The sequence below is a fragment of the Tsukamurella asaccharolytica genome, from assembly GCF_007858435.1.
GTDB lineage: Bacteria > Actinomycetota > Actinomycetes > Mycobacteriales > Mycobacteriaceae > Tsukamurella > Tsukamurella asaccharolytica.
Genome location: NZ_VIGW01000005.1, coordinates 205,712 through 224,368, shown reverse-complemented (window position 1 = coordinate 224,368; position 18,657 = coordinate 205,712). Strand labels below are relative to the sequence as shown.

General features: G+C 71.8%; 18 protein-coding genes. 12 read left to right on the top strand and 6 right to left on the bottom strand.

Features of this window, described 5'->3' with window-relative positions:
• The first annotated feature begins 24 nt into the window (after positions 1-24).
• From FK529_RS12300 to FK529_RS12280, 5 genes are all read left to right on the top strand, one after another.
• Positions 25-918: a sulfurtransferase gene (locus tag FK529_RS12300; protein WP_146561495.1), complete on the top strand. Its 894-nt coding sequence runs from the start codon at positions 25-27 to the stop codon at positions 916-918.
• Positions 915-1,334 (top strand): SufE family protein, encoded by a 420-nt coding sequence (locus FK529_RS12295; protein ID WP_146561493.1) that lies wholly within the window; start codon positions 915-917, stop codon positions 1,332-1,334. Before FK529_RS12300 ends, FK529_RS12295 begins: the two co-directional genes overlap by 4 nt.
• Positions 1,335-1,359: 25 nt before the next feature.
• Complete coding sequence (locus FK529_RS12290; protein WP_158635109.1) at positions 1,360-2,820, top strand: condensation domain-containing protein; 1,461 nt, start codon at positions 1,360-1,362, stop codon at positions 2,818-2,820.
• 125 nt (positions 2,821-2,945) lie between these two features.
• The gene (locus tag FK529_RS12285; RefSeq protein WP_146561489.1) at positions 2,946-4,763 is read left to right on the top strand and encodes an acetyl/propionyl/methylcrotonyl-CoA carboxylase subunit alpha; all 1,818 of its coding nucleotides are present in this window, start codon (positions 2,946-2,948) and stop codon (positions 4,761-4,763) included.
• A 16-nt stretch (positions 4,764-4,779) separates the two neighbouring features.
• Positions 4,780-5,007: a hypothetical protein gene (locus FK529_RS12280; protein ID WP_146561487.1), complete on the top strand. Its 228-nt coding sequence runs from the start codon at positions 4,780-4,782 to the stop codon at positions 5,005-5,007.
• Here the strand turns inward: FK529_RS12280 and FK529_RS12275 are convergent.
• Positions 5,004-6,236, bottom strand: a complete 1,233-nt coding sequence (locus FK529_RS12275; protein WP_146561485.1) for an HNH endonuclease — start codon at positions 6,234-6,236, stop codon at positions 5,004-5,006. The genes FK529_RS12280 and FK529_RS12275 overlap by 4 nt on opposite strands.
• Before the next feature lie 141 nt (positions 6,237-6,377).
• Between FK529_RS12275 and FK529_RS12270 the strand changes: the two genes are divergently transcribed.
• Positions 6,378-6,782, top strand: coding sequence for a hypothetical protein (locus tag FK529_RS12270; RefSeq protein WP_146561483.1), 405 nt, complete (start codon positions 6,378-6,380; stop codon positions 6,780-6,782).
• A gap of 4 nt (positions 6,783-6,786) precedes the next feature.
• Here the strand turns inward: FK529_RS12270 and FK529_RS12265 are convergent, their stop codons facing one another.
• Complete coding sequence (locus tag FK529_RS12265; protein ID WP_146561482.1) at positions 6,787-7,359, bottom strand: helix-turn-helix domain-containing protein; 573 nt, start codon at positions 7,357-7,359, stop codon at positions 6,787-6,789.
• 183 nt (positions 7,360-7,542) lie between these two features.
• Between FK529_RS12265 and FK529_RS12260 the strand changes: the two genes are divergently transcribed.
• Positions 7,543-8,103 (top strand): NADPH-dependent FMN reductase, encoded by a 561-nt coding sequence (locus FK529_RS12260; RefSeq protein WP_146561479.1) that lies wholly within the window; start codon positions 7,543-7,545, stop codon positions 8,101-8,103.
• A gap of 16 nt (positions 8,104-8,119) precedes the next feature.
• On the opposite strand, the gene FK529_RS12255 is transcribed toward FK529_RS12260, so the two are convergent.
• Positions 8,120-8,737 carry an LGFP repeat-containing protein gene (locus tag FK529_RS12255; RefSeq protein WP_146561477.1) on the bottom strand — a complete coding sequence of 206 codons (618 nt, stop codon included), beginning with the start codon at positions 8,735-8,737 and terminating at the stop codon, positions 8,120-8,122.
• Between the two features lie 150 nt (positions 8,738-8,887).
• On the opposite strand from FK529_RS12255, the gene FK529_RS12250 reads away from it, so the two are divergent.
• The 3 genes from FK529_RS12250 to FK529_RS12240 are packed head-to-tail and all read left to right on the top strand — an operon-like array spanning position 8,888 to position 14,036.
• Positions 8,888-13,357: an ATP-dependent helicase gene (locus tag FK529_RS12250; RefSeq protein ID WP_146561475.1), complete on the top strand. Its 4,470-nt coding sequence runs from the start codon at positions 8,888-8,890 to the stop codon at positions 13,355-13,357.
• Positions 13,358-13,381: 24 nt separating this feature from the next.
• A complete protein-coding gene (locus FK529_RS12245; RefSeq protein ID WP_146561473.1) occupies positions 13,382-13,768 on the top strand; it encodes a PaaI family thioesterase in 387 nt (128 codons plus the stop codon).
• Positions 13,769-13,820: 52 nt separating this feature from the next.
• Positions 13,821-14,036, top strand: a complete 216-nt coding sequence (locus FK529_RS12240; RefSeq protein WP_146561471.1) for a dodecin — start codon at positions 13,821-13,823, stop codon at positions 14,034-14,036.
• Positions 14,037-14,049: 13 nt separating this feature from the next.
• On the opposite strand, the gene FK529_RS12235 is transcribed toward FK529_RS12240, so the two are convergent.
• Positions 14,050-14,493, bottom strand: coding sequence for an SRPBCC domain-containing protein (locus FK529_RS12235; RefSeq protein WP_146561469.1), 444 nt, complete (start codon positions 14,491-14,493; stop codon positions 14,050-14,052).
• Positions 14,494-14,621: 128 nt separating this feature from the next.
• Between FK529_RS12235 and FK529_RS12230 the strand changes: the two genes are divergently transcribed.
• Together FK529_RS12230 and FK529_RS12225 are read left to right on the top strand one after the other, a co-directional pair.
• A complete protein-coding gene (locus FK529_RS12230; RefSeq protein ID WP_231703052.1) occupies positions 14,622-16,181 on the top strand; it encodes an MDR family MFS transporter in 1,560 nt (519 codons plus the stop codon).
• A gap of 50 nt (positions 16,182-16,231) precedes the next feature.
• Positions 16,232-16,771: an META domain-containing protein gene (locus FK529_RS12225; protein ID WP_146561467.1), complete on the top strand. Its 540-nt coding sequence runs from the start codon at positions 16,232-16,234 to the stop codon at positions 16,769-16,771.
• 4 nt (positions 16,772-16,775) lie between these two features.
• On the opposite strand, the gene FK529_RS12220 is transcribed toward FK529_RS12225, so the two are convergent.
• Both FK529_RS12220 and FK529_RS12215 read right to left on the bottom strand, forming a co-directional pair.
• A complete protein-coding gene (locus FK529_RS12220) occupies positions 16,776-17,420 on the bottom strand; it encodes a response regulator (protein ID WP_146561465.1) in 645 nt (214 codons plus the stop codon).
• A 1-nt stretch (position 17,421) separates the two neighbouring features.
• On the bottom strand, positions 17,422-18,564 hold the full coding sequence (locus tag FK529_RS12215; RefSeq protein ID WP_158635108.1) for a sensor histidine kinase: 1,143 nt from the start codon (positions 18,562-18,564) through the stop codon (positions 17,422-17,424).
• Between the last annotated feature and the right edge of the window lie 93 nt (positions 18,565-18,657).

The window sequence follows — 18,657 nt, the reverse complement described above, 5'->3', positions numbered from 1 at the left end:
GGCGCGGCGGCTAGGCTGGCGGACGTGGCTATCGAGACCGATCCGAGCGCGGAACTGCAGGACTACGCACACCCCGAGCGCCTCGTCACCGCGGACTGGCTGAGCGGGCACCTGGGGGTCCCCGGCCTGAAGGTGATCGAGTCCGACGAGGACGTGCTCCTCTACGACATCGGGCACATCCCGACGGCGCAGAAGGTGGACTGGCACCTGCACCTGAACGATCCGGTGACGCGCGACTACATCACCGGCGAGCAGTTCGCGGAACTGATGCGCGCCAAGGGCATCAGCCGGGACGACACCGTCGTGATCTACGGCGACAAGTCGAACTGGTGGGCCGCCTACGCGCTGTGGGTCTTCACCCTCTTCGGGCACCCGGACGTGCGGCTGCTCGACGGCGGCCGCGACAAGTGGATCAGCGACGCGCGCGACGTCTCCCTGGAACAGCCGGAGTACCCGCGCAGCGACTACCCCGTGGTCGAGCGCGATGACTCGGTGATCCGTGCCTTCGCCGACGAGGTCCGCGCCGACATCGGCACGCGCGCCCTCGTCGACGTGCGGTCGCCGCAGGAGTACACCGGCGAGCGCACCCACATGCCCGACTACCCGGACGAGGGCGCCCTGCGCGGCGGCCACATCCCCACGGCGGTGTCCATCCCGTGGGCGAAGGCGGCCCGGCAGGACGGCCGGTTCCTCCCCCATGCAGACCTCCTCGAGGTGTACGGCGGCCTGGACCCGAAGGCGCCCGTGACGGCGTACTGCCGCATCGGCGAGCGGTCGAGCCACACCTGGTTCGTGCTCACCCACCTTCTCGGCTTCGCGGACGTGCGCAATTACGACGGCTCCTGGACGGAGTGGGGCAACACCGTGCGCGCCCCCATCGTCCGCGGCGAGGAGCCGGGCACGGTTCCGGGCGCATGACGGCCGGCCTTCCCGCGCCGCTCCAGGAGATCGTCGACGACTTCGCCGGGGTCGGTGAGCAGGACCGGCTCGAACTGCTGCTGGAGTTCTCGCGGGAGCTCCCCGCGTTGCCCGATCACCTGACGGCGGCGGCGATGGAGCCGGTGCCGGAGTGCCAATCCCCGCTGTTCCTCGACGTCGATGCCGCCGACCCCGAGGCGGTCCTGCTGTACTTCAGCGCCCCGCCCGAGGCGCCGACCACCCGCGGCTTCGCGTCGATCCTCGCGCAGGGGCTCGACGGGCAGCCGGCCGCGGCGATCCTCGCCGTGCCCGAGGACTTCCACCACGCCCTCGGCCTCGATGCCGTGGTCAGCCCGCTGCGCCTGCGCGGCATGTCGGCGATGCTCGCCCGCATCAAGCGCCGGCTCGCCGCGTAGCCGGGTCCCTTCCAGCGAGCCCGCCGTGCACTTCACCGAACTCGATGCGTACCCGCTGCGCCCGGGTGAACTGCGCAACTGGATCCCGACCACGGGCCCGGCCGCCCGCTGGCACGACGACCCGCGGGACACCTCGCACGTGCACGAGGCGCACCTGCGGGGCGCGCAGGCGGTGCTCCGCCGCCGGCACATCGACGGCGGCCGCGAGTCCTGGCTCGGCCTCGCCGTCGAATTCGACGAGCCGCTGTCCATCCCGGGCCTGCGCAGCGCTCTGCGCGCGTGGATCGACCGGCACGAGGTGCTGCGCACGCACGTCTTCCTCGAGGACGACCGCCCGCGGCGGCGCAGCGCGCAGACCGCCACCGTCGACCTGAGGATCAAGGCGATCGGCACGTACCGGTCCACCGGCCCCCTCGCCGAACAGCTGCTGGGTGAATTCGACCGATCGACGGCCCCGCTGACCTGGCCCGCGTACCTGTTCTCGACGGTCTCGCGGGACGATTCGTTCACCCTGTTCTTCGCCGCGGACCACTCGCTGCTCGACGGCTACTCCCTCATCCTCAGCCCCTACGAGCTGCGCGCCTTCTACCGCGAGGCCGTGCACGGCGAGCCGCCGAAGCTGCTGCCCGCGGGCAGCTACGTCAACTACTCGGACACCGATCGGCAGTCGGCGGACCGGGCCGATGCCAGCCACCCGGCCGCGCGCATGTGGGACGAGTACCTGAGCGAGACCGGCTTCAAGCCCGACCCGTTCCCCCTACCGCTGCTGCCGGTCAGCGCGAAGATGCTCGCCGACGAGACGCGGGCGGCCCTGAGCCCCGACCCCGACGGGGTGCCCCGCCTGGTGCAGGGCGCCCTGAACTTCCACCTGCTCGACGACGACCGGTGCAACAACTTCACCCGCGTGTGCTCGGAATCGGGGGCATCGCTGGTGACGGGCGTGCTCGCGTGCATGGCGAAGATCAACACCGACCTGGGCTTCGGCCCGGTCTTCCGGTGCGCCGTCACCCGACACACCCGCGACGCCGAGCAGTGGATCGCGGCGCTGGGCTGGTTCGTCGGCGTCGCGCCCTTCCGCCTGGACACCACGGGCACCCGCACGTTCGGCGAGCTGGCGCAACGCTCGCAGGCGGCGTGGAAGCACTCGAAGGTCGGCAGCACCCTGCCCTACCTGCGCATCGGCGAGGTGCTCGCCGATGAGCCGGGCCGCTCGCAGGCGCCGCCGCCGCGGTTCGTGGTGTCCTTCATGGACACGCGGTCCGCCCCCGGGTCCGACGTCAACGACGCGGGCGGTGCCGGGGCGCTGCGCTCGCGCGACTACTCGATCGACGACGTCTACCTCTGGATGCTGCGCACGCCGTCCGGATTGCACGTGGCGGCGCGCTTCCCCGGCTTCGACACGGCACGCCGGAGTGTCACTCTGTACCTCGGCGCGCTACGTTCGTTGTTGACCGAAATCGGCGACGCGACGGTTACTCGTGGGTAACCGAACCGGCGAGGGGACTGTCAGCTCCGCCACAAGTGAGTAGGCATACACTCGTCAGGAGTTCGTGCCCGGACGGGACGGTAAGGGCGCCGCCATGCGCGCCGCAACGGAACGAGGAGACTTGAGTGGCAGCCCACGCTGACAAGAAGATCGAGAAGGTACTCATCGCCAACCGCGGCGAGATCGCCGTCCGCGTCATCCGCGCCGCCCGGGACGCCGGCCTGACCAGCGTCGCCGTGTACGCCGAGCCCGACGCCGAGGCGAAGTTCGTCCGCCTCGCCGCCGAGGCCTTCGCCCTCGGCGGCCAGACCTCGGCCGAGTCCTACCTCGTCTTCGACAAGATCCTCGACGCCGCCCGCAAGTCCGGCGCCGATGCGATCCACCCCGGCTACGGCTTCCTGTCCGAGAATGCCGACTTCGCGCAGGCCGTCATCGACGCGGGCCTGACCTGGATCGGCCCGTCCCCCGCATCGATCCGCGACCTGGGCGACAAGGTCACGGCGCGGCACATCGCCGAGCGCGCCGAGGCCCCGATGGCGCCCGGCACCAAGGATCCGGTCAAGGACGCCGACGAGGTCGTCGCGTTCGCGCAGGAGTACGGCGTGCCCGTCGCCATCAAGGCGGCGTTCGGCGGCGGCGGCCGCGGAATGAAGGTCGCGTACACCATCGAGGAGATCCCCGAGCTGTTCGAGTCGGCGACCCGTGAGGCCGTCGCCGCCTTCGGTCGCGGTGAGTGCTTCGTCGAGCGCTACCTGGACAAGGCCCGCCACGTCGAGGCGCAGGTCATCGCCGACCAGCACGGCAACGTCGTGGTCGCCGGCACGCGTGACTGCTCGCTGCAGCGCCGCTTCCAGAAGCTCGTCGAGGAGGCGCCCGCGCCGTTCCTCACCGAGGAGCAGCGCACCGCCATCCACGAGTCCGCCAAGCGCATCTGCCGTGAGGCGGGCTACTACGGCGCCGGCACCGTCGAGTTCCTCGTCGCCGCCGACGGCCTCGTCAGCTTCCTCGAGGTCAACACCCGCCTGCAGGTCGAGCACCCGGTCACCGAGGAGACCGCGGGTATCGACCTCGTGCGCCAGCAGTTCCGCATCGCCGAGGGCAAGAAGCTGACGATCACGGAGGATCCCACTCCCCGTGGCCACAGCTTCGAGTTCCGCATCAACGGCGAGGACGCCGGCCGCGGCTTCCTGCCCGCCCCCGGCCCGATCAGCGTGTACCGCGAGCCCACGGGCCCCGGCGTGCGCGTCGACTCCGGCGTGGACCAGGGTGACGTCATCGGCGGCCAGTTCGACTCGATGCTCGCCAAGCTCATCGTGACCGGCGCGACGCGCCAGGAGGCGCTGGAGCGCTCGCGGCGCGCGCTCGCCGAGTTCGAGGTCGAGGGCCTGGCGACCGTCATCCCGTTCCATCGTCACATCGTCGAGAACCCCGCCTTCGTGGGCGACGAGAACGGCTTCGAGGTCTACACCAAGTGGATCGAGACCGACTGGGAGAACCCGATCGAGCCGTACACCGGTGGCCAGGCCATCGAGGAGGACGATTCGCTGCCGCGCCAGAACGTCGTGGTCGTCGTCGACGGTCGCCGCGTCGAGGTGTCGCTGCCCGGTGAGCTCTCGCTCGGCGGTGGCGGCGGGGCCGGCGCGGCCGGCGGCGCGGGCGTGATCCGCCGCAAGCCGAAGCCGCGCACCCGCGACCGCGGGGCCGGGGTGGCCGCCACGGGCGACTCCGTGACCGCGCCCATGCAGGGCACCGTCGTCAAGGTGGCCGTCGAGGACGGCCAGCAGGTCAGCGCCGGCGACCTCGTCGTCGTGCTCGAGGCCATGAAGATGGAGAACCCGGTCGCCGCGCACAAGGACGGCGTCGTCACCGGCGTGGCCGTCGAGCCCGGCACCGCCGTCACGCAGGGAACCGTGCTGCTCGAGATCAAGTCCGACGAGGCCTGATCGGGGCGAATCCGGAATGGATCCCGTCGGCCTGAATGTCGGGGCGTGGTACCTCACGGAGCTGCGCCCCGACGCCTGGCACGCCGACGAGGCCTACACCTGGGCCGTGCGCGTGAACACCACCGGCGACTCGATCGGCGAGGTGACCCTCCTTCCGTCCGGGGAGATCACCGTCGACGGGCCGGATAGCGAGGGGCTGCGCACCGCGCGTGCCGCTGTCGAGCGGTTCGGCGCGTCTCTCTAGGCCGCCTGTCCCGGAGCTGTGGACCGGTGGACATGCCCGCTCGGGGTTCGGGTGTCGACGGTGTGGCGTCCGCTCGGGTCGTCGATGACTGTGCTGTGCCAGCCGGTGGCTTCCTTGGCGTAGTTGCATGCCGCGCACAGCCCCTGACCGTTCTCGTAGCTGGTGGGGCCGCCCGCCGCGTGCGGAACCACGTGATCGGTGTGCGCGATCGGCGCATCGCAGTACGGGGTGCGGCAGTACCGATCCGGCGCTCGGATCATCTCCGCCAGCCCGTCGGGGAAGAACCGCGCCCGCGAGTCCATCCCGACCACCGCACCCGACTCGGGTGCGAGGTAGAGCCGCTTGACCCAGGCGACGCCTGCGGCGGTGGCTTTGCCGATGAGGTTGCGGGCGATCTCCGCCGGCACCGTCCCGCCACCGTCCAGGTGCGCCGTCCCGGGCCGGTCACCGAGGAGCACCGTCGCGGGCATCGTCAGGTTCACCAGCACCGGCTGGCCCTCGGCGGAGTCGCGGCCGGTGAGGCGGGCGAAGGCGGTGTCGGCCATGACCTGCCCGCGGGTGCGCAGGTCCCCGGCGACCCCGACCACGGTGTCGGCGTGCCTGCGCAGCGCGGCGTAGACGCCGACGCCCTGCGCGACCGGCAGTAGCAGCGACACCCGCGCCATCCCCTCGGGTAGCGGGCGGATGGTGACCGTCCGATCCTTCTCCGCGGAGGCGTCCCGATCGACCGTGGCCCGCCCGTCCAGCGCGTACGCGACTTGCTTCACCCGGGCGGCGAGCTGCTTGAGCCCCATGCCCGCGAGCGTCGCCGGGTCGGAGCACAGCTGCTCGTCGGCCCGACGCCGATCCGACACGTCCAGGTGCGACAGGCCGGCGACGATCACCGGGACAGCCTCCGGAGACAGGTCACCCTCGCGCAGCCGGGCAAGGGTGTGCGGCAGGTTCTTCTCCAACTCCACCGCCCGCGCCAGGAACTTCGCGCCCGTGTGCGGCGACAGGTGCAACGCCAACCCGACCTCCGCGGCGACGCCCTGCTGCCAGCGGTCCTGCGGCAACCCGGCCGCGATCCGCTCGCACACCCGCTCCCGCAGCAACGCCACCGCTAACCGGTACTGTTCGAACACCGTCCGACAGCGTTGCCGTTCCATCGAACGCAACCGCTCGGCCGCGCCGTCGGCGGATCCCGGATCGGGTGGTCGATCGTCGTCTACACCTGCGTCTTCGTCCATACCCTGACGCTACGCCGACCCACCGACAAGTTTTCGAGATGTTATCGTTCATCGAACATTCTCTGCGCGAGCCGGATACCGAGCGGAGCGTACGGCGCGAAAAGCCCACGGCAGGACGCCGTGACGGGCGATGATCGACACATGGCGAAGAAGCCGGAGCCCCCGAAGGCCCCACCCAGCATCAGCGAATCGGTCAACGACCTCGTCGACTCGGTGCGGTCCGCCGCCGGCAAGGCCATGGACAACACCGGCCGCACGGTCACCAGTGTCGGCAAGCTCAGCACGATCCCGCCCGACACCATCGAGCTGATCGCGGAGCTCCCGAAGGTGATGCTCGCGATGGCGGACATGATCGAGCGCGCCAACAACGTCATCGACCGGGTCGAGCGGCTGACGGCCGTCGCCGACCCGGCCCTGAACACGCTGGACGCCGTGCTTCCGCCGTTGGTCGACGTGACCAACAAACTCAGCGACGTGCAGCGCGGCGTGAACAAGCTCCCCGGCGTGAGTCACCTCCGCAAAGCCACCGGCCTGAACAGCGACTGACGCGCTACTCCCCCAGTACGTGGTGGGCACGCTCGCCCTGCGGGCCGTAGATGCCCAGATACTCGACGGGCCGCCCGTCGGCGCTGCCGAACCAGTGCGGGAGCCGGGTGTCGAACTCGATCACCTCGCCCGGCGTGACCACCATCTCCCTCTCGCCCAGGATCAGACGCAACCTCCCGTCGAGGACGTACACCCAGTGATAGCCGGGGTGCGAGACGGGCGTGGGCGCGACACCGTCGCCCGGGCGAGGCCGGATGACCTCCTTGAAGGTGCGCAGCCCGCCGGCTCGCCGGGTGAGCGGCACGATGGTGCGGTCGCCGTGCCGCACCGGCTTGAGCCGCACGCGCGGATCGCCGGTCTCGGGCGCGTCGACGAGCTCGTCGAGCGGCAGCCCGTAGGTGCGCGCGAGCGGCAGCAACAATTCGAGCGTCGGCTTGCGGGTGCCGCCCTCCAACCGCGAGAGCGTGCTCACCGAGATGCCCGTGGCCTCCGCGACCGCGGTCAGGGTGATGTCGCGCTCCTGCCGGATCGCGCGGAGCCGCGGACCGACCTGCTCGAGAACCGGATCGTCTGCCATGGGACCGATTGTGCCCGCCATCAGGCGAACGGGTTCAGGGTCCGGACGTCGAGGCCGTCGAAGTCCCCCATCGCGTCGCCGCGGGGATGTCCAGACCGACCGCACGCCTAGCGGACCGCGGTCCGCTCGACTACGGTGGGGGCCACGCCCGAGCGGGCGCGAACCCACCCCGAAAGGACTCGCATGAAGATCGGCATCATCCTCGGCTCCATCCGCGACGGCCGCAAGGCCGAGCAGGTCGGCCAGTGGGTCGCCGCGGCGGCCGCGGAGCGCGCGGGCGTCGAGGCCAGCGTGATCGACCTCAAGGATTTCGAGGTCCCGCTGCTCACCTCCGCCACCGTGCCGGGCGCGGCGAACCGTCAGTACGACAACGCCGCGGTCACCGCGTGGGGCCAGGCCATCGACGCGCAGGACGGCTTCGTCTTCGTCACCCCCGAGTACAACCACTCGATCCCCGGCGCCTTCAAGAACGCCTTCGACTCGATCGGCCCGGAGTGGGCCGGCAAGACGGTGGGCTTCGTCGCCTACGGTGCCGACGGCGGCGTCCGCGCCGTGGAGCACTGGCGCCAGATCACCGCCAACTTCTCCATGGTCGACGTCCGCGCGCAGGTCAGCCTGGGCCTGTTCACCGACTTCGACGGCGCCGGAGCCTTCGCCCCGATCGACCGCCGCTCCGCCGAGCTGACCGCCCTGCTCGACGAGCTGACCGCGGCCACCGAACGGCACCTCGCGGCCCGTCACTGACGGGCCGCACTGGCCGTCACGGCCAGGTGATCACGCCGCGCTGGAAGGTCTGGGAGAACGTGCTGCCGGTGCGGATCTCGGGCCCGGTGGGATAGCCGTAGCGGCCGGACTCGCGCTTGTCCGCACTCCACTTCACCAGGATCTCGCCCCACACCGGCCAGGCGCCGGACGCGGGCGACCAGTAGATCACGCCGCCCTGGAAGGCGTTCATCGCGCCGGTGACGGCGTTGAACGGGCCGCGCGCCCGCAGCTCGTCGGTGATGGGATAGCCGAGCGGTCCGTTCTCCCAGCGGTTCTCGCCCCACTTCGCGCGGATGGCGCCGCCCACCTGGTGGGCATTGCCGGCGTCGGCACCAGGATGCCAGTAGAAGGACGCCTGGTTCGCGAAGGTCTGGAACTTGCCACCCCGACCGGCGTTGGACTCGGGAATCAAGGGCACGCCCCAGGTGGGAGCCCCGCCGGTCGCGAAGTAGGACACCTCGATCTGCCCCTTGACGAGGAAACGACCCACCTGCTGGTCGGCCTTGGCGACGGCGGTCACGGCGCCGCTGATGCCGACGGCGATGGCCGCCGCGGCGACGACACCTCGGAACCAGGCGCGACGGTGGCTGTTCGACGAGTCGTACGTAGTCATTCCTGCTCCTTAGTCCGTGCCTCCTGAACATCATGAATCACATGAGTCACACAGACAACAACGGAGCGGGGCGTGTCGCCGGTACGTGACCCCGGACGGGCCCGCCGCTCGGTCCCGCGACCTGTCGGACGGCTGCGTCATGATGGACCCATGCCGGACGCCCTCCGGGCGTTCACGCCCGCCACCGCCGAATGGTTCGCCGCGTCCTTCGCCGCCCCCACCGCGGCGCAGACCGGGGCCTGGCGCTCGATCGCACAGGGGAACAACACGCTGGTCGTGGCCCCCACGGGCTCGGGCAAGACCCTCTCGGCGTTCCTCTGGGCCCTGGACCGGCTCGCGGACCGCCCGGCACCGCAGGAGTCCGACGGTCCGCGCGGCACCTCCGTCCTCTACGTCTCCCCGCTCAAGGCGCTCGCGGTGGACGTGGAGCGCAACCTGCGCGCGCCGCTCGCCGGGATCGCCCGGGTCCGCGAACGGCGCGGCGAGCCCGCGCCCGCGGTCACCGTCGGCGTGCGATCCGGGGACACGCCCGCCCAGCAGCGGCGGCAGCTCGTCCGGACGCCGCCGGACATCCTCATCACCACACCCGAGTCGCTGTTCCTCATGCTCACCTCGCAGGCCCGCGAAACACTCGCGCAGGTGAGCACGGTCATCGTCGACGAGGTGCACGCCGTCGCCGGTTCCAAGCGCGGCACGCACCTCGCACTCTCACTCGAGCGGCTCGACGAGCTGCTGGACGAGCCGGCCCAGCGGATAGGGCTGTCCGCCACCGTCGAGCCCGCGCACGAGGTCGCGGCCTTCCTCGGCGGGTCGCGCCCCGCTACGGTGGTGCGCCCGCCCGCGCAGAAGGAGTTCGAGCTCACCGTCACCGTGCCGGTCCCGGACATGACTGAGCTCGACGTGGTCTCGGACGACCCGGACGAGCCGGCACAGCAGGGTTCGCTGTGGCCGCACGTGGAGTCGTCCATCGTGGAGCTCATCGAGCAGCACCGCTCCACGATCGTCTTCGCCAACTCACGCCGCCTCGCGGAGCGGCTGACGGCACGGATCAACGAGCTCGCCGCGGGCTCCCACGGCGGGCCGCCGAACCCTGCCGTCCCCGGCGGCTCTCCCGCGCAGGTGCTGGCCAGCGGCCAGACGCACGGGGCCGAAGCGGTCCTCGCACGGGCGCACCACGGCTCGGTGAGCAAGGAGCAACGCGCGATCATTGAGGACGACCTGAAATCCGGCCGGCTCCGCTGCGTGGTCGCCACGTCCAGCCTGGAGCTCGGGATCGACATGGGCGCGGTCGACCTGGTGATCCAGGTGGAGGCCCCGCCCTCGGTGGCCGCCGGCTTGCAGCGCGTGGGCCGCGCCGGGCACCAGGTGGGCGAGCCCAGCCGCGGCGCTTTCTTCCCCAAGCATCGCACCGACCTGCTGCACAGCACCGTCACCGTGCAGCGCATGCGCGAGGGCGCGATCGAGAAGCTCGTCGTACCCCGCAACCCGCTCGACGTGCTGGCACAGCAGACCGTCGCCGCCGCGGCGATGGACGTACTCGACGTGCACGACTGGCTGTCCCTGGTGCGGCGGGCGCACCCCTATGCCGCGCTCCCGGATTCGGCGTACGAGGCGGTACTCGACCTGATCTCCGGCCGGTATCCCGCGGAGGACTTCGGCGAGCTGCGCCCGCGCGTCGTCTGGGACCGCGACGCCGGAACACTGACCGGTCGCCCCGGCGCCGGGCGACTGGCCGTCACCTCCGGCGGCGCCATCCCGGACCGCGGCCTGTTCGGCGTCTTCATGGTGGGCGAGAAGGCCTCCCGCGTGGGCGAGCTGGATGAGGAGATGGTCTACGAGTCCCGCGTGGGCGATGTCTTCGCGCTCGGCGCCACCAGCTGGCGGATCGAGGAGATCACGCACGACCGCGTGCTGGTCTCCCCCGCCTTCGGCCAGCCCGGCCGGCTGCCCTTCTGGATCGGCGACACCGTCGGCCGCCCCGCCGAGTTGGGTCGCGCCATCGGGAGGTTCACCCGCGAGTTCACCGCGCTGGCCGAGCCCGAGCAGCGCGCGCGGGCGCAGGCAGTGGGCCTCGGCGACTGGGCCACCGACAACCTCATCGCGCTGCTCGACGAGCAGCAGCAGGCCACGGGCGTGCTCCCCACCGACCGCACCCTCGTGGTGGAGCGCTTCCGCGACGAACTCGGCGACTGGCGCGTCGCGCTGCACTCGCCGCTGGGAATGAAGGTGCACGCGCCGTGGGCCCTCGCCGTCGGGTCGCGCCTGAACGCCACCCTGGGGCTCTCCGGCGCGGTGACCGCCACCGACGACGGGATCCTCGTCCGCCTGCCCGACACCGACGACACCCCGCCCGGCGCCGAGCTCTTCCGGTTCGAGCCGGACGACATCGAGGCGCTGGTCACCGACGCCGTCGGCTCCAGCGCGCTGTTCGCGTCCCGGTTCCGCGAGTGCGCCGCCCGCGCCCTCCTGCTTCCTCGCCGCGTTCCCGGTAAGCGGGCCCCGCTGTGGCAGCAGCGCCAGCGCGCGAGCCAGCTGCTCGAGGTGGCTCGCGGCTACCCGCAGTTCCCCATCGTGCTCGAGGCCGTCCGCGAGTGCCTGCAGGACGTCTACGACGTGCCCGAACTCATCGCCGTGCACCGCGCGCTCGAGTCCCGCACCGTCCGGCTGGCGGAGGTGGAGACGGTCGCGCCGTCGCCCTTCGCGGCCTCGCTGCTGTTCAGCTACGTCGGGGCGTTCATGTACGAGGGGGACGCGCCGCTCGCGGAGCGCCGCGCAGCGGTCCTCAGCCTGGACCCGGCGGTGCTCTCCCAGTTGCTGGGCCGGGTCGAGCTCACCGAGTTGCTCGATGCGGAGATCCTGCGGGAGATCGCGGCGCAGCTCCAGCGCACCGCGCCCGGCTACCGCGCACGCACCGTCGAGCAGGTGGCCGACCTGATCCGCGAGCTGGGCCCGCTGACCCGGGCGGAGATCGGCGAGCGGTCGGAGGGCGCGCCGTCCGCCGTCGACGAGTTGCTCGCGGCCGGCCGCGTCTTCGCGTACGGCGACGGGTGGATCGCCGCCGTCGAGGACGCGGCACGGCTGCGCGACGGACTGGGGGTGCCGCTGCAGCCGGGGATCGCGTCGGCCTTCACGGACGCGGTGCCGGACCCCGTGGGCGACCTGGTCGCGCGGTACGCCCGCCGGCACGGCCCGTTCACCGCGGCCGACGTCGCGGCGCGGTACGGCCTGGGTGTCGCGGTGGTGCAGCGCCCGCTCACCGAGTCGGTCTCGGCGCGGCGGGTGATCGAGGGCCGCTTCGTGCCGGACGGCGCGGACGCGGGCGTCGACGGGGTCCCGCAGTTCTGCGATGCCGAGGTGCTGCGACGCATCCGGCAGCGCAGCCTCGCGCGGCTCCGGCAGGACGTGGACCCGGTGCCCGGGCGCGCCTACGCCCACTTCCTCGCCGGCTGGCACCACCTCGCGGCTCCGCTGCGCGGCATCGACGGCGTCGCCGCCGTGATCGATCAGCTCGCGGGGGTGCCGATCCCCGCCTCGGCGTGGGAGTCCGTGGTGCTGCCGCAGCGCGTCGCCGACTACTCGCCCGCCATGCTCGACGAGCTCACCGGCACCGGAGAGGTGGTGTGGACCGGGCACGGCGCGATCGGCGCGCAGGACGGCTGGATCGCCTTCCATCCCGCGGATCTCGCGCCGCTCACCCTGCCGCCGCCCGGCGCGCTCGAGACCGCGGACGCGCACGAAGCGATCGAGGACGCGGTCCGCGGTGGCGGCGCGTTCTTCTACCGCCAACTCACCGGTGCCACCCCGGAGGCGCTGTGGGACCTGGTGTGGGCGGGCCGGCTCACCGGCGACACCTTCGCGCCGGTGCGGGCGCGGCTCGCGGGCGGCCGTCGCGCGACCGCGCACCGCACCCCCCGTCGTGCGCCGCGGGCCCGCTACCGCGTCGCGGCGGACCAGGCCCCGCCGATGGTTGCCGGGCGGTGGTCGCTGCCGCCCGCACCGGCGGAGGCGAGCGCGACGGAGCAGTCCGCCGCGCTCGCCGAACAACTCTTGGAACGGTACGGAGTGGTGACCCGCGGCGCGGTGATGGCCGAGCACATCGAGGGCGGCTTCGCCCGGATCTATCGCACCCTGGCGGCGTTCGAGGAGGCCGGCAAGGCGCGCCGCGGCTACTTCATCGAGCGGCTGGGCGCGGCCCAGTTCGCCCGTGGCGGCACCGTCGACGCGCTGCGCGACGCGGCGTCCGCTCTCGAGCGCACGGAGCAGCGAGGCGAGACCTCCGGCCTGGTTCTGGCCGCCACCGATCCCGCGAATCCGTACGGCGCGGCGCTCCCCTGGCCCGACCGCGGCGACGAGGGCGCGCGCCCGGGCCGCAAGGCGGGCGCCCTGGTGGTGCTGGTCGACGGTGCGCTGGCCCTCTTCGTCGAGCGCGGCGGCCGCACGCTGCTCACCTTCACCGATGCGCCGGACGTCGCTCTCACCGCCCTGGCGAACGCCGCGCCGGGTCTCGGTGGCCTCACCGTCGAGAAGGTCGACGGTGCCCCCGCCCTCACCTCGCCCCTCGCCGGCGCGCTCGCGACCGCCGGTTTCGCGCGGACGCCGAAGGGCCTGCGCGCGCGGTGATACGCGATCGGCGATGATGGAACGATGAGCACCCCGCAGCCCGTGGATCGGTACGCGCAGTTTCTCGGGATCGAGGTGACCGGACACGGCGGCGGCCGCGCGGTATCGACGGCGACGGTCCGCGAGGACCACCTGAACCCGCACGAGACCACCCACGGCGCCTTCGTCTTCGCGCTCGTCGGAACCGCGGTCGCGGCTGCGGCGAACGACGACGAGCACACCGGGGTCGCCAGCGCGATCCACATCGACTACCTGCGCCCCACCCGGCTCGGCGACGCCCTCCGCGCGGAGGCGAGCATCGGCGACCGGCTCCCCAAGGAGGACATCTTCGTCATCCGGGTCACCGACTCCGACGACCAGGTGGTCGCCCGTGCCACGGCGCGGTTCACCCGCCGCGTCCGCGCGCGCTAGCGACCTCGCCGTTCCGCCGCCCCGGGCGCTCGGGAAGCGGAGTATGGAACCTATGACGAACAACGTGTACCGAGTGATCGAAGTCGTCGGCACCTCCCCCGAGGGGTACGACGCAGCCGTCGCGAACGCGGTCGACCGCGCCGCGCAGACGATGCGGAACCTGGAGTGGTTCGAGGTGGTCTCCACCCGCGGCTACATCGAGGACGGCGCAGTCGCGCACACCCAGGTGACGCTGAAGATCGGCTTCCGGATGGACGGCGCCGGCTGACCCGCGCGGCGGCTCAGCCGGCGAGCTTCTCCGCCTGCCGGACGAGCCCGTCGACGTTGCCGTCGAAGCCGCGGCGCAAGTGACCGCCGAGAAGCGCGCCGACGACGGGCGAGAGCGGGCCGTCGAGCTGGAAGTGCGACGTGTAGCGCGATCTGCCGCTCCCGAGGTCGACGATGTCCTGCTCGCGGATGCTGCGCAGCAGCCCCGCGGGTGCGGGCTTCATGGCGTACGCGAACCCGCGGCCCTCGTCGACGGAGACGATGTACTCCTTCTGCGTCATCACCGTCGGCGGGAGCAGGGCCACCCGCATCGTGATCGCGCCGCCGGGCCTCAGGTCACAGGTCGCCTCGACGGCGAAGGGGTTCCACTGCCCGTAGGCGGCGAAGTCGGTGAGCGCCTGCCAGACGAGCGCGGGCGGGGCTGCGATCTCGCGGGTGTGATCGATGGTGAACGCCATACCACCCAATCTAGAACATGTTCCACCTATGCGAGCCGGGTCACAGGACAATCGGGTGGCGGAATATCTTCGCAGAAGTTACAGTTGCACCCTGCACGTTATTGCTTAGATCTTGGAAAGAAGGTCCGATGTCCGAGACCACGGTGGAGACACCACCACAGTCCGCAGCCCCCATGACCCACCGGGAGATCCTCGAGGTCATGGCGGGGCTGCTCGCCGCCCTGTTCACCGCCCTCCTCAGCACCACCGTGGTGTCCACCGCGCTCCCACGGATCATCTCCGACCTCGGCGCCTCCACCACGGTGTTCTCCTGGGTGATCACCACCGCCCTGCTGGCGAACGCCGCCTCCACCCCGATCTGGGGCAAGCTCGCCGACCTGTTCAACAAGAAGGTCCTCGTCCAGTCCGCGATCGTCATCTTCGTGGCCGGCTCCATCCTCGCCGGCGCCACGCCGAACGTCGAGGTCCTGCTCGTCGCCCGGGTGATCCAGGGCATCGGCATGGGCGGCCTCACCGCCCTCGTCGTCGCCATCATCGGCAGCATCGTCCCACCGCGCGAACGCGGCAGGTACTCCGGCTACATGGGTGCCGTCATGGGTGTCTCGATGGCGGGCGGCCCGATCCTGGGCGGTGTCATCACCGACCACATCGGTTGGCGCTGGTGCTTCTACGTCAGCGTCCCCCTCGCCGTCGGCGCACTGATCCTCATCCAGCGCACGCTGCACCTGCCGTCCACCCGCAAGGACGACGTCTCCATCGACTGGCTCGGCGCGATGCTGCTGACCGCGGGCGTGTCCGTGCTGCTCATCTGGGTGTCCTTCGCCGGCAAGAACTACAGCTGGGTCTCCACCTCGTCGGCGGTGTACCTGATCGTCGGCATCGCGCTGCTCGTCGCGACGGTCCTGGTCGAGTTGCGCGCGAAGGATCCGATCATCCCGATCGGCATCATCACCGAACGCACCACGGCGCTCGCGATCATCGCCTCGATCGCCGTCGGCGTCGGCATGTTCGGCGCCATGTCCTTCCTGGGCCTCTACTTCCAGAACTCGCGCGGCTACAGCCCGACGATGGCGGGCGTCCTCACGATTCCGATGGTCGCCGGCATGCTGATCTCCTCCATCGCGTCCGGCCAGCTGATCACCCGGTTCGGCAAGTGGAAGCAGTTCGTCGTCGGCGGCGCGATCATCATGGTCGGCGGCTTCGCCCTGCTCAGCACGATCGATCACCTCACGCCGATCTGGCAGGTGCAGGTGTACATCGCGATCATGGGCTTCGGCCTCGGCGCGCTGATGCAGAACCTGGTGCTCGCCGTGCAGAACACCGTCAGCGTGCAGAACATCGGTGCGGCGTCGAGCTCGGTCGCCTTCTTCCGCACCTTCGGCGGCGCGATCGGCGTCTCCGCGCTCGGCGCGATCCTCACCGCGCGCGTCACCGAGTTGGTGAAGGCCGGGGCGATCGAGCACCGCGTGCTGCCCGACCCGCACAACCCGCTGTTCGTGGAGATCACCAATGCCGCGTTCGGCGATGCGACCGGCCGGATCTTCCTGGTGGCGACGGCCTGCGCGATCATCACGCTGATCGCGGTCGCCCTGCTGCCGAACAAGCCGCTGCGCACCACGCTCGACCTGGGATCCGACGCCGCGGACGGGGCCACTGAGGGCACGGTCAGCCTCACCAAGACCAACTGAGGTGTAACTGAAGGTGCGCAAGGGGCGGGTGAGGCGGCATAATCGCGTACATGACGCGTAACGCCGCCTCTCTCGCCCTTCCGCTGCTCGCGGGTGCCGCGCTCCTCACGGCCGGGTGCGCCGCCTCCGCCGGGGCGAATCCCGCCACCTCCGCGAGCGGCGCCCCGTCCGCTTCGTCGGCGTCGGCGAAGCCCGCCCTCGTGGGCTCGCAGTGGCGCCTGAAGTCGGATCCGAAGGCCTGGTTCTGGGTGCAGGGCTCGAACATCTCGGGCAACGACTCCTGCAACTCGCTCACCGGCAGCGCCACCGCGCTGAACACCGCCGACCGGGTCGACTTCGGTGCCGGCCTCGCGGCCACCCAGCGCTACTGCCCGGACCCCAAGGGCACGCAGACCGCGATCAGCGAGGCGCTCAAGGGCGAGCGCATCTGGTCGCGCAACGGCACCGAGCTGGTGCTCACCGACCCCGACAACAACCGTGCGTGGACCTTCGTCCTCACACCCGCGGGCAGCTCGTCGAGTGCCGCACCCACCCCGATCGCGCCCCGCTCTGCGAGCGCCGCGCCGTCCGGCGCGCCGACCGCCCGCTGAGCCTTCAGTCCATCTCTCCCGCGGCCCACATCGCCGCGGCGACCTCGACCCGGTTGCGCGCCCCCAATCGGCGGGTGATCGCCCCGAGGTGCGTCTTGACCGTGCCCAGGCTGATCACCAGTTCGTCGGCGATCTCGGCGTTCGTGCGTCCGCGGGCCACGCACTGCGCCACCTCCCGCTCGCGTGCCGTCAACTCCGCGAGAGCCACCGCGGCCGCGGCGTCGCGGCGTCCGGACGCCCGGCTCCGCGCCAGCAGGTCGACGGTCAGTTCCGGGCTGATCAGGGCGTCCCCCGTCGCGGCGGCGCGGACCGCGGCGATCAGCAGGTCCGGGCCGGCGTCCTTGAGCAGGAAGCCCGAGGCGCCCGCCCCGAGCGCCGCGTCGACGTAGTCGGGCTCGCCGAACGTCGTGACGATCACGATCCGCGTCGGCGAGTCGATGACGCGCCGGCACACTTCGATGCCATCGAGCAGCGGCATCCGGATGTCGAGCAGAGCCACGTCGGGGCGGGTCTCGGCGATCACCGAGACCGCCTCCACACCGTCGGACGCCTGTCCCACCACCGCCATGTCGGGCGCCGCGCCGAGGATCATCGCGAACCCGATCCGGACCATCTCCTGATCGTCCGCGAGCACCACCCTGATCGTCACCTCAGCGCACCCCGTGCATCGGCAGGGTCGCGGTGAGACGCCAGCCGTTCCCGTCGGGTCCGTACGCGACCTCGCCCCCGACGGTGGCCGCGCGCTCCGTCAGGCCCACCAGACCCGTGCCTCCCCCCGGCCCGGGGCCCGGCACGCCTCCGTCGGCCGGGCCGTCGTCGGCCACGTCGACCCGGATGTCCCGCGCGCTCCGCCCGACGGTGATCCGCAGGCTCCCGCCCGGCGCGTGCCGGCGGGCGTTGGTCACGCCCTCGCTGACCACGCGGTGCGCGACCAGGCGGACGAGGTCGGGGACGTCCTCGCCGTCGGCCGCAGGATCGACCGTCACCGTGATCCGCTCCCCGGGGCCGTTCCGGGCGAGCTCCGCCAGTGCGGCCCGCAAGCCGAAGGAGGCGGACGCCGACGGGGCGAGCGGCGCCGGAGCGTCCGTCGGCTCCCGCAGGGTCCCGACCATGGCGCGGATGTCCGCGAGGGCACGGGCGCCACTGCGCTCGATCCGCGCGAGCGTGCCGCTGGAATCCGCGCCCGCGGCGATCCCCGCCTGGGCCAGCACCACGATCCCCGTCACCTCGTGCGCGATCACGTCGTGCAGTTCGCGCGCCATCGCCCTGCGCTCCGTCAGCTGGACCTCCAAGCGGGTCTCCTCGAGTCGTCGTTCCGCCGTCCGGTGCCGGTGCCCGAACATGATGGCCGCGTTCACGGCTCCGGTCAGGAGGAACGCCAGCACCAGCAGCCTGGGATCGTCGATCGCCAGCGGGATGATGGGGAGCACCGCGAGCGCGCCCGCCGCCAGTTCCAGGACCCCGTCGAGCGCGGTGTCCGCGTACGAGGCGGTGATCCCCGCGACGATCACGAAGATCCAGCTCGCCCCGGCGAGCCAGAGCGGGGTTCCCCAGGGACCTGCGGCCGCCGCCGTGAACGCCACGGCGGCGACCGCTGCCCCACCCCATGACCATGCCGCGTTCGCTCCGCGGATCTCCGCCCACACGGTGACGGCGCCCCCCAGGGACGCCACCGCGTTCAGGACCAGGGACGGCAGGGACGAATCGACGATGAGGGAGATCGTCGTTCCGATCGCCCACCCTCCAGCGAGGACCAGGGCGAGCATGACCCGATCCGCGCGCGTCATGATCATGACGCGACTCTGCCGCACGCCGGGCGCCACCGGATCCGCCGAAGGGCCGAAACGCTGCGCGACGGCTGAGCCGTTTGGCCGAGGCGGGACGGA